The following is a 9473-nucleotide window of genomic DNA, read 5'->3' as shown; positions in this document are numbered from 1 at the left end:
TTGTTATGGATTTAAAAGAAATGAGTATTGAAGAACTTGATGCTTGGATTGAGAATTTAAAAATTGAATGTTCAGAGTCAGAATTGGAAACTCAAAGAAAATTGGCATTAAGTGAAGCTATTTCTGAATTAAATAATCGTCATTAATGGAGGTCTATCATGAAAGTTCTTCGTAGTGTTTTATGTGAAGTGTCGAGTTCAAACAAGAAAAATATATTTATTTTAGGGAAAATTCGTAAAAAAATATTAGAAGATATCGAACTTTATGATGATATGAAGGACGATTTTTCTCCTAGAATGCAGGAAAGATTTGATTTGTTAAAGTCTGATATCGTTTGTGTTGAAAAAATGATTCGAAAAGCTAATGGATACAAGAATATTTGTATTGACTATGATGGTGATTATGATGAAACTATTATGCGTATTGTGTTTCCAAAAGGAACGACTAAGAAGTTCAAATACAATTGGCTATTAAATAATGATTTGCCACTTTATTCAGAACATTATCCTACTAATTCAATGTACGATTGTACTGGTCAATGTTTTGCTAGATATGTAAAAATGAAAGGAAATGTTTATACAGTTTCTAGTCATTATGATTTATAGGAGGTTTATTATGGACGAAACATATAACGAAGACATTATGGAAAATGTCAGACAAAATTTAGGAATCGAACCAGACGATGAAAGTATGGATTCAGAAATTATGGAGATGGACAAGCGTGAAGTCTTGGAAAGGTATTTTAATTGGCTTGGGGTAATTGGGTTTGCTGACACAATTGTTAATGCCGTTGATGGTATCTTTGGAACTACTTTAGAGGATGATTTTTAAAGTCTGTTTGAGTGCATATGGAGGATTACTATGGATAAACAATTGATAATGCAGTATGTTGAACAAATCTGTAACATGGAATCGACTGATTGCAGGAGTTTGAACAAAGCTGACGTTGCAAGAAAGTTAATGAACCTTGCTAGTATTCCACAAGAAGCAACTATTCAAGAAATTCCTGTTGACTGGGGTAATGCCGTTGTGATTAATTTTCTAATTCCAAACGATACAAATTATTATAATTTATTTGCAGGTATTGGAAATGATAAAAGGTTTTATTTTGAATTAAACATTGATGGAATACTTAAAGAAGGTAATCATTTTGATTTCTATGATGAACCTATCAAATTATCTATTAATCACTTTGTAAAATGACCGCATGAAATATGCATTCTATAGAGATTTTAAAAGTTAATTTTATAGGAGGTTTATGTTATGAATTGTCCAGCAGTTGTTCAGTATAAAGTTGTTTTAGCTAACGGTGAAGTTTTATTTCCAAAGCTTACTGGAAGTGTTAATGTTTATGCAGTTGCAGAAAGTTATGCTAAAAACAAAGGCACAACAGTTATTTCTATATCATAATAAGAAGTCAATTTGGGAGGTTTTATTCATGATTATTATTAAAAATTCTATGTATACAAATCTATTTCACATTTGTTTATATGAACGAAATAAGTTTGTGATGGATATTGTAAATCCATTCAACAATATTGGTGATGCTATTAGTTATTGCAAATCCAACAATGTCAAATTTCAATGTGAAAGAACATTGTTATCTAATCAAATAAAAGCCTAATTTTTATGTCATTATTCAAGGGCAGCTACATTCAACATACACACGCCTTCAGTCTTTAAAACAGCGAGGTGAATAGTATGTTTGAAATTACTATTACAATTAAGTTTAGAATTCGTAAAAGTACAATAAAAAAGATTAAACAAATTTTCTCTGCATTTAAGCGGATAATAAGATGTTTAATCCTATAGGTTGAGTACATAATAACAAAGTTTTAAAATTTAGTCAATAGCGTGTGGCTGTCCTTTAATCATGATATAATGGTTTAAAAGTGATTATCGAAAGGAGAATTGGAATGAAAAAGGAAATTAAATTTTGGATGTCAAGCGACAACACAAGAGGAGATAATTATACAGTCGAAACCGACTCTACAGATGTAATTGACATTGCATATGAATTTGGTCGTGCAGAATCAGGTGAAGTAATAGAGCTTGAGGATGGACAAAGGGCAATGTGGGATAGTCAATATAGAAAATACAGAAAATGGAATGGCTATGGGTGGTTATAATTAAAATCAAAGAGTTATTTTATGTGGAAGGTTAAAGGTGAATAAAAATGAATGATGAATTATTAAGTTTAATTGAAGAATTGAAACAATTTTCTGAAATGCTTGAATCAGATTCGAAAGTTGTGAAAAAAAACAACAAATCATCTACCAATTGATAAGATAATAAAAAATTACAAAACTGATATTGACGAAATTATCTCAAAATATGATAAAGTGGAGGAATTGTAGTGGAAGACAATAATATCAAAGTAGGAGATAAAATTAAAGTTAATAACGAAATTGTAACAGTTGAAGAAATCGCTATTGAGGATGAAGTTCCGTTTTATGGAGTCACAAAATATGGATTTACACGATGGGTAAAAGACGGACAATTTGAAAGAGTTTAAAGGAGGATTAAAATGAGTGTAACAACAAAATATGGGGAAATGACAAAACCTGAAGCTATCAAAACTATATTAGAAGATTATCCAAATGACATTGGAAAAGCAATGGAAGAATGTTTTCGTGATGGATTTTTAAGAGGTGAAGCATATACCAAAGACTACTACAAAGAAGAGATTTCTAAATATCATCAATATAAACATTTAATACTTGCTAATGACGAAGAATAAATTAACGATTGTTGTTGATTAACACCTTATCAAATCAGCATTTGATATTAAAGAAAGGAATTTTAATCATGAATACAACTTTGTTTGACAAAACTGAATATGGCTATGATATGAAAAAAGATACATCTAAAAAGTCACTTGTTATTCAGATTGAAAAAATAATTACTTATTCAGATATTGAAAATATTGTCATAACGGCATTAGAAGATGGGATTGGTTATTGGGCTTGCCTTAATAATACGACTACCGAATGGAATGAAAAGCCTGAAAATATGCCAATTTCACAATGGGCAACAGAATTGCTGCTAACTGGAAAATCAATTACATTTGATGATGCTGAATGGGATAATTTTAAAGATGAAAAGTTAAATCTCGAAAAGTTATTAAAAGGAATAGCGTTAAATATTCAAGAAAGACCAGATGATTGTGATTTAGATAACATGGATGCTACAACAGCAGACTGTATTATTCAATTTGCTTTATTTGGTGAAGTTATTTATGGTTGATTAAAAGGAGAGAAATTATGACTAAAAAAGAAACTGCTGAAAAAGTTATTGCCGTGATAGACGATTGCCTAGAAAAGTCTAAAATCAATGGGAAAAATATGATTGCTGACAAGGCTGAACAATTTGCAAAAGTGCGTGATTTAGCTCTTGAATTATTCGAAGATGCAGATATTGTATCAGATATTCCAACTGATAACACTCAAAAATCTCATTTTGTTCAGGCATTCATGGAAGAATTTGAATTAAATGAAATTACAAAACCTAAATTTATAGAACTTGTAAATCTTGCAGACGAAGTAATTGTAAGAGGTGGCGGTGAGGACAACCTTCAAATCTCTTTCTATGTAAATGGAATTTGGGAAGAATAGGGAAAATATACCTTGCATTCACCGAATTATTGTGTTATATTAGTAGCACAATACATAATAATAAATAATATTTAAAATTTAATAAGGAGAAAATGAGATGATTAAACAAAAGATAGCAGGGTTAGGGCTGATATTTATTTCTATAGTCATTATCATACTAGCAGTAACTTCAACAGATACTAATCCCGAATCACATAATGTAAATGCTGCATTATTCACTCTTCCATTAGGACTATATTCTTTATTTACAAAGAGAAATCTTGAAGAAGTGTATGAAGAAGATGAACAGCCTAAAAGAAAAAGATTACATACAAGACATAATAATAATAAATATGAAAGGAATATAATTGATGGGAAATTTGTCTCTTAGTAGTTGTTTGAAGATTTTTAGACAGCTAGATTATAATATGTATTCCTATTTGAGAAGGCATAAGGCTTCTGAAGTTAATATGCTGGAAGTTAGCAATTATGCTTTGAATTTACAAAGAAGTAATTAAGGAGTGTGATGAAATGTATACAATTGAAACATTAAAAGAAATAAATCTATCATATGATTACCAACATAGAGTTACTCAATCCGACATTGAAAAAGCTAATATGTATGTAAAAATCATCGAGGAAAGTCGTACTGATAATCAGATTCAAGTTGGAGATATTATTGAATTTACAAATAAGCATGGAGATTATTACCGTAATGCACATGTTGAATCTTTGGATAGATTCGAGGAAGATAGTTGCTATATTTGTGAACAGCCTTATATTCCATTTATTGGTTTGAAAGATGATAAAAGAAATATTTATTGTAGTACATCTGGTGGGGCGTGGTGCAATATCCCTAATAATCTAAAATTGTTTGGTAAAAGATTAAAGACATTTAAAGATTGGGGACATTGCGGCGGTTGTGCTAATGGTGCATTTAATTTCCATGCATTAGTTAATGTTTGGGAATATAAAGAACCTAATTCTCTTTACGGTGAATATAGTACAAAGGATTATGTTAAACAATATATTTCATATAATCCAGATGCTCCAAAACAAAAATCTATGTGTGAACCTTATATTTATTTTGCAGATGGACATGCATGGGTAAGCAAAGAAGAATTAAATGCTTATTTAGAAACCTATAGAGCAAAAATATTTAAAGGCAATTGGGAAAATCAAACAGTTGCATTTCTTTATAAAGAAAGAGAGTATCTTATTACTCGTGAAGAGTGGGATGGATTGGATTTGCCAGTAGACACAAGAATGTGCAATGGAATTATATTTGTAAAGGTAAAATATGATGATGAAAATCATTGTATTGACACTTATAGATATACAAATGACGGTTCTGAAAATTGGAAAACTCATAAACCTTATGAATTAATAAGAAAACAAATGTGTAAATAGGAGTGTATAATAATGGACAGAAATTGGAAACTTGGTGACGACCTTAATGTATGTGATAATGTTCTTGATAATATCACTTTTGGTGACTTGATTTTAATGGCACAAAATATTAATCCATCAAGTGGCAGAACATTACAAAGTGAATTTGAGGAATTACTTCAAGAAAAAATAAGCGAAGCCCGTGAAATGTTTGAAAGTAATTATGAAGAAATTATGTCAGCAGCATTTCCAGAAGAGGAACAAAAATCATTTAGATTATCTGAAGAAGAAATCGAGAAACTTGTTTATGAAATTCGTCAGCTTCTTCTTGAAAAAGAAATGTGGACAGATGTCTGTATTTATTTCAATGGCAAACGAATGACAACACACGATGCAGAAACAAATAAGTATTACTACAATGATAAGGACAAAATTATCATTGAAGAGAATAAAGAAGCAAGTGATTATTTTGATTATGCTGGCGGCTGCTTGTCGATGTCATTTGAAGGTGATTTTTATGAAGTTTTAAACGGTTATTTGGGTGAATATGGATGTAGAATAGAAGGAGAATTCCGCAGCTTATTATCTAAGTACGGTTTATATTACGAGCTTGGGAACGCTTGGAATTTGAGTTGTTATGACAATTAAAATGAAAGAACAGTTTTATGAGGAGGGATGTTTCTGTGATTAAACTAACCTATACTGAAGAAATGCAAAAACAAGATAACCTATGGGATGAAAATCGAGAGAATTTAGTTGATATGGAAAAATTATTAAATCTAATTATGCAAGAAGCTATTAAAAAAGGTTATAAGGGCAAATATCAAGTTTTTGCAGTAGATAATATAGAAGTAATTTGCGAAATTTATGAAAGAGAAGATGATAGGCATGACAATTATGTTATGGGTAAAGATTGTAGATTTAGTAATTGCAAACAGCTAATCAAGCAATTAGAAGAGATACTAAATTAACATCAAACAAACAATTCATAAGGAGTAATAATATGAAATTAGAATATATAGGTAAAGATGACTGGGGTAAACATACTTATAAAGATGAAAATGGACGATATTGGAAGGATGAAACTCCACATCAAGAAGCTTGTTTATCTTTGTATAGTGTAATTCCAAACACATATGATGGCGAACTTGCATATCCAATAAGTCAAATATATAAAGACAAAGATATTGAAATTGAGTTTATAAATGGGCGTGTAATTGATAGTCCTTATCAGTTTGAGTATATGTTATTAGGTCGTTTGCAGATGGATTGTGATTATTATTTAGGCAACGGAAACAGATATGCAAATCACTTGTGGGCTAAGAATGAAATAGAACAAATCCAAAAAATGAAAGAGTTATGGAATGGTTTTCCTGATAATGAAAAGCCTGAATGGTTGACTTATGAACAGATTTTAGAATATGAAAGAAAAATGATTACAGATATAATTTAAGGAGATGAAATTATGTTAAAAGTTAAAATTTATAGTTATTCCACATATGACAATTATACAGTTAAATCTTGTAGTAAAAACGTTTCAAACATTGTTGATAAACTAATTAGGCTTGCTGCGAAAATTACTGAATCGTATGCTGGTGATATTATTTATGATATTGATGAATATTTAAAATGCGTTGATGAAGGTGTCCAATATTCGGGATTTATTGCTTTCAGAGAATCAGGTGTATGTTCTAAAGAATATACGGATGAAAATGCGGCAATTTTACTACAGAGTGGGGGGGGTTATATTCAATATTGGCATTTGACGTATAATCCAGAAATCGAAGAGGGCAAGCTTGAACGAATAAGCATCACAAAAGTGTAAAGGAGATAATAATATGTTTAAAATTACGAGTAAACAATGGAATAAAACAAGCAAAGATTATAAATCAATTATTAATGATACTAAATATATAATGAAAGATTGTTCATTAATACCAGTAGAAATTGACGATGTAAACGGGCAAGAATTAGAGAGTTATTTATTTGATGAACTTGGGATGCCTTCAGTAATGGTTAGGATACCAAAATTCAACTTATCTGATGTGATTGACGGTGCTCCTAATACAACGCATCCAGCCTTTATCGTGGATGGTGTTGTTAAGGATGAAATCCTGATATCTAAGTATCAAAACATAGTTGTAAATGATAGAGCTTACTCACTTCCAATGAAAGACCCTAGAGTCTATGTGAACTTTGACCAAGCGGTGCAATACTGCAAAAACAAAGGGGCAGGCTGGCATCTTATGACGAATGCTGAATGGACTGCAATAGCCTTATGGTGCAAGAAAAACGGATACATGCCAAGGGGTAACAATTATTGTGGAGGTGAACACAGTGCACTACATGAGGTCGGAGTTCAAACTTACGATTGGTTACTAGACTATAACTGGAACAACAGAGCCAATGAATTTGATGGCACTAAATATCATCATACTGGTAGAGTTGCAACTGGTTCAGGTTCAGCAGCATGGGCTCATGATGGAACAAATGAAGGTATATTCGACTTGAACGGTAATGTCTGGGAGTGGACTGCTGGACTAAGACTTAAGAATGGTGAAATACAGATTGTAAAGGACAATGATGCTGCAATGGCAAACGCTGACTTTGGAGATACAAGCTCTTGGTGGAAAGCTGTCTTACAGGATGGTAATTTGGCAGCACCAGGCACAGCTTCAACTCTTAAAATTGACAATACAACTCCTGGTACTGCGGACAAAGATGGAAACAATGTAGGAGGAGACCCAATCATAAATACTGTAAGGGATAATCCTAACTACACTGGTGGAGATGTTAACGAATACTATAGATACAGCCATTGTAATTTTGAGACTTTAGCTGCTAAGAGCGGTGTAACAGTACCGACGTTGTTAAAAGCTTTAGGGATTGCTCCAGTAGATGCTTCGTGTGGAGGAGATGGCTTCTGGGTTCGTAACTACGGAGAAAGGCTTCCGATTCGTGGTGGCTACTGGAACGACGGTTCTGTTGCTGGGGTTTTCGCCTTGAACTTGAACAACCTTCGTTCGAACTCGAGCAACAACATTGGTTTCCGCTCCGCTCTGCTCTCATTGTCAGATGTTGCAAGCTCAAGGGCTTGCATCCAGTACAGAGAGGACAAAGGGGCTCATTTCCCTGCTGACAAAGCAAAATATTAAATTGCTATGGAAGCACCAAGTAAGAAATGAAAAGTGCTACACATAGCCATATGACTAATTATTATGAGGAAGTGTGCTTTATGGCTAAAAAACTAAGAAATATATTTTCTGAAATAATAGACTTTGAAAATCTTTATATAGCAACAAATGAAGCAAAGAAAGGCAAACGATACAGACGTGATGTACTGGAGTTCAATACAAACCTTGAAGAGAATTTAATCACGATTCAAAATGAATTAATATATAAGACTTATGAGGTTGGTAGGTATAGAGAATTCTTTGTCTATGACCCTAAAAAGCGGTTAATAATGGCATTACCCTTTAAGGACAGAGTTGTCCAATGGGCTATATACAGGGTCTTATATCCGATATATGACAAGCAATTCATTTATGATAGTTATGGGTGCAGAGTTGGAAAAGGTACTCATAAGGCTGCTGATAGGCTTCAATATTGGTTAAGGCAAGTAAACAGGAAGCCACAGAAATACTATTATTTAAAACTGGATATATCAAAATATTTCTACAGGATTAATCATAAAATACTATTGGATATCCTGAAAAATAAGATTGAGGATGAAGACCTTATTTGGCTTTTAGATACGATTATAAACAGTGAAGATGTTCCTTTTGGACTTCCTGCTGGAATGGAGCCTGACCAATGCAGTGAAGAAGATAGGCTTTTTGATGTAGGGATACCGATAGGAAATTTAACCTCTCAGCTATTCGCTAACATATATCTCAATGAGCTTGACCAGTATGTTAAGCATAAGCTTGGAATACACTACTATGTAAGATACATGGATGATATAATAATACTGGCAGATGATAAAAAATACTTACATGAGATTAAAACCGATATTGAAGTATTCTTAAAAGAAGTTCTCGACCTAGACTTGAATAATAAGACCGCTATAAGACCCATATCGTGCGGTATTGAGTTTGTAGGCTTTAGAGTATGGGCTACACATAGAAAACTAAAGAAAAAGACCTTAAAGAAGATTAAGAGGAAGTTTAAAATGCTTCAGAAAGCTTATTCGGAAGGTTCTAAGGACTTTGAAGAGATAAACCAGTCCGTACAGTCATATCTTGGTATCATGCAGCATTTTGACAGTTATAACTTCAAGGCTAAGCTGTTGAATGATACTATATTCAGGAGGGACAACTAGGAACCAATAATCTCAAACTAAGTGGCAAAAAACTAAAAATCTCACGCTATGGCAGATATGAAAAGTTTGCCAAAAAGCGTGAGAAGATTTGCCAAAAAATTTTCGAAGCTACAATTAAATAATGTAGATTGGAAATTGATAAAGGGTGTGATAAAATGAGTTGGAAAGAA

Annotated in this window: 18 protein-coding genes; all 18 read left to right on the top strand. The window is 32.2% G+C overall.

Annotated elements, in window-relative coordinates; genetic code table 11:
- The first annotated feature begins 5 nt into the window (after nt 1-5).
- The 18 genes from I2490_RS09315 to I2490_RS09230 all read left to right on the top strand — a co-directional run bounded on the left by I2490_RS09315 (nt 6) and on the right by I2490_RS09230 (nt 9303).
- Nucleotides 6-146: a hypothetical protein gene (locus tag I2490_RS09315; RefSeq protein ID WP_206459423.1), complete on the top strand. Its 141-nt coding sequence runs from the start codon at nt 6-8 to the stop codon at nt 144-146.
- A 12-nt stretch (nt 147-158) separates the two neighbouring features.
- Entirely contained in the window at nt 159-605 is a 447-nt protein-coding gene (locus I2490_RS09310) for a hypothetical protein (RefSeq protein WP_206459422.1), read from the top strand.
- A 10-nt stretch (nt 606-615) separates the two neighbouring features.
- Nucleotides 616-831, top strand: coding sequence for a hypothetical protein (locus I2490_RS09305; protein WP_206459421.1), 216 nt, complete (start codon nt 616-618; stop codon nt 829-831).
- 30 nt (nt 832-861) lie between these two features.
- Nucleotides 862-1203 (top strand): hypothetical protein, encoded by a 342-nt coding sequence (locus I2490_RS09300; RefSeq protein ID WP_206459420.1) that lies wholly within the window; start codon nt 862-864, stop codon nt 1201-1203.
- 60 nt (nt 1204-1263) lie between these two features.
- Entirely contained in the window at nt 1264-1410 is a 147-nt protein-coding gene (locus tag I2490_RS09295) for a hypothetical protein (protein WP_206459419.1), read from the top strand.
- A gap of 506 nt (nt 1411-1916) precedes the next feature.
- Complete coding sequence (locus I2490_RS09290; RefSeq protein ID WP_245157128.1) at nt 1917-2129, top strand: hypothetical protein; 213 nt, start codon at nt 1917-1919, stop codon at nt 2127-2129.
- A 227-nt stretch (nt 2130-2356) separates the two neighbouring features.
- Nucleotides 2357-2515 (top strand): hypothetical protein, encoded by a 159-nt coding sequence (locus I2490_RS09285; protein WP_206459418.1) that lies wholly within the window; start codon nt 2357-2359, stop codon nt 2513-2515.
- A gap of 12 nt (nt 2516-2527) precedes the next feature.
- Nucleotides 2528-2740, top strand: a complete 213-nt coding sequence (locus I2490_RS09280) for a hypothetical protein (protein ID WP_206459417.1) — start codon at nt 2528-2530, stop codon at nt 2738-2740.
- Between the two features lie 68 nt (nt 2741-2808).
- The gene (locus I2490_RS09275) at nt 2809-3246 is read left to right on the top strand and encodes a hypothetical protein (protein WP_206459416.1); all 438 of its coding nucleotides are present in this window, start codon (nt 2809-2811) and stop codon (nt 3244-3246) included.
- Between the two features lie 17 nt (nt 3247-3263).
- Nucleotides 3264-3614 (top strand): hypothetical protein, encoded by a 351-nt coding sequence (locus I2490_RS09270; RefSeq protein WP_206459415.1) that lies wholly within the window; start codon nt 3264-3266, stop codon nt 3612-3614.
- Nucleotides 3615-3711: 97 nt separating this feature from the next.
- On the top strand, nt 3712-3984 hold the full coding sequence (locus I2490_RS09265) for a hypothetical protein (protein WP_206459414.1): 273 nt from the start codon (nt 3712-3714) through the stop codon (nt 3982-3984).
- A gap of 140 nt (nt 3985-4124) precedes the next feature.
- Nucleotides 4125-5003 (top strand): DUF4121 family protein, encoded by an 879-nt coding sequence (locus I2490_RS09260; RefSeq protein WP_206459413.1) that lies wholly within the window; start codon nt 4125-4127, stop codon nt 5001-5003.
- Between the two features lie 12 nt (nt 5004-5015).
- A complete protein-coding gene (locus I2490_RS09255; RefSeq protein ID WP_245157127.1) occupies nt 5016-5630 on the top strand; it encodes a hypothetical protein in 615 nt (204 codons plus the stop codon).
- A gap of 35 nt (nt 5631-5665) precedes the next feature.
- The gene (locus I2490_RS09250; protein WP_206459412.1) at nt 5666-5953 is read left to right on the top strand and encodes a hypothetical protein; all 288 of its coding nucleotides are present in this window, start codon (nt 5666-5668) and stop codon (nt 5951-5953) included.
- A gap of 32 nt (nt 5954-5985) precedes the next feature.
- Nucleotides 5986-6435 carry an LPD11 domain-containing protein gene (locus I2490_RS09245; protein ID WP_209010595.1) on the top strand — a complete coding sequence of 150 codons (450 nt, stop codon included), beginning with the start codon at nt 5986-5988 and terminating at the stop codon, nt 6433-6435.
- A 12-nt stretch (nt 6436-6447) separates the two neighbouring features.
- A complete protein-coding gene (locus I2490_RS09240; RefSeq protein ID WP_206459411.1) occupies nt 6448-6807 on the top strand; it encodes a hypothetical protein in 360 nt (119 codons plus the stop codon).
- Nucleotides 6808-6820: 13 nt separating this feature from the next.
- Nucleotides 6821-8137 (top strand): SUMF1/EgtB/PvdO family nonheme iron enzyme, encoded by a 1317-nt coding sequence (locus I2490_RS09235; RefSeq protein ID WP_245157126.1) that lies wholly within the window; start codon nt 6821-6823, stop codon nt 8135-8137.
- Nucleotides 8138-8217: 80 nt separating this feature from the next.
- Nucleotides 8218-9303, top strand: coding sequence for a reverse transcriptase/maturase family protein (locus I2490_RS09230; RefSeq protein WP_206458930.1), 1086 nt, complete (start codon nt 8218-8220; stop codon nt 9301-9303).
- Nucleotides 9304-9473 lie beyond the last annotated feature (170 nt).

Origin of the sequence: Anaerovorax sp. IOR16 (assembly GCF_017168145.1) — a bacterium.
Taxonomy (GTDB): Bacteria; Bacillota; Clostridia; order Peptostreptococcales; family Anaerovoracaceae; genus IOR16.
This window is presented reverse-complemented; position numbering and strand designations above follow the sequence as displayed.

Excerpts from the sequence above, each read along its gene's own strand:
- I2490_RS09275 (WP_206459416.1), top strand. The coding sequence starts at position 2,809 with ATGAATACAACTTTGTTTGACAAAACTGAATATGGCTATGATATGAAA.
- I2490_RS09300 (WP_206459420.1), top strand. The coding sequence starts at position 862 with ATGGATAAACAATTGATAATGCAGTATGTTGAACAAATCTGTAACATG.
- I2490_RS09255 (WP_245157127.1), top strand. The coding sequence starts at position 5,016 with ATGGACAGAAATTGGAAACTTGGTGACGACCTTAATGTATGTGATAAT.
- I2490_RS09290 (WP_245157128.1), top strand. The coding sequence starts at position 1,917 with ATGAAAAAGGAAATTAAATTTTGGATGTCAAGCGACAACACAAGAGGA.
- I2490_RS09305 (WP_206459421.1), top strand. The coding sequence starts at position 616 with ATGGACGAAACATATAACGAAGACATTATGGAAAATGTCAGACAAAAT.
- I2490_RS09235 (WP_245157126.1), top strand. The coding sequence starts at position 6,821 with ATGTTTAAAATTACGAGTAAACAATGGAATAAAACAAGCAAAGATTAT.
- I2490_RS09295 (WP_206459419.1), top strand. The coding sequence starts at position 1,264 with ATGAATTGTCCAGCAGTTGTTCAGTATAAAGTTGTTTTAGCTAACGGT.
- I2490_RS09240 (WP_206459411.1), top strand. The coding sequence starts at position 6,448 with ATGTTAAAAGTTAAAATTTATAGTTATTCCACATATGACAATTATACA.
- I2490_RS09315 (WP_206459423.1), top strand. The coding sequence starts at position 6 with ATGGATTTAAAAGAAATGAGTATTGAAGAACTTGATGCTTGGATTGAG.
- I2490_RS09260 (WP_206459413.1), top strand. The coding sequence starts at position 4,125 with ATGTATACAATTGAAACATTAAAAGAAATAAATCTATCATATGATTAC.
- I2490_RS09280 (WP_206459417.1), top strand. The coding sequence starts at position 2,528 with ATGAGTGTAACAACAAAATATGGGGAAATGACAAAACCTGAAGCTATC.
- I2490_RS09310 (WP_206459422.1), top strand. The coding sequence starts at position 159 with ATGAAAGTTCTTCGTAGTGTTTTATGTGAAGTGTCGAGTTCAAACAAG.
- I2490_RS09245 (WP_209010595.1), top strand. The coding sequence starts at position 5,986 with ATGAAATTAGAATATATAGGTAAAGATGACTGGGGTAAACATACTTAT.
- I2490_RS09230 (WP_206458930.1), top strand. The coding sequence starts at position 8,218 with ATGGCTAAAAAACTAAGAAATATATTTTCTGAAATAATAGACTTTGAA.
- I2490_RS09270 (WP_206459415.1), top strand. The coding sequence starts at position 3,264 with ATGACTAAAAAAGAAACTGCTGAAAAAGTTATTGCCGTGATAGACGAT.
- I2490_RS09265 (WP_206459414.1), top strand. The coding sequence starts at position 3,712 with ATGATTAAACAAAAGATAGCAGGGTTAGGGCTGATATTTATTTCTATA.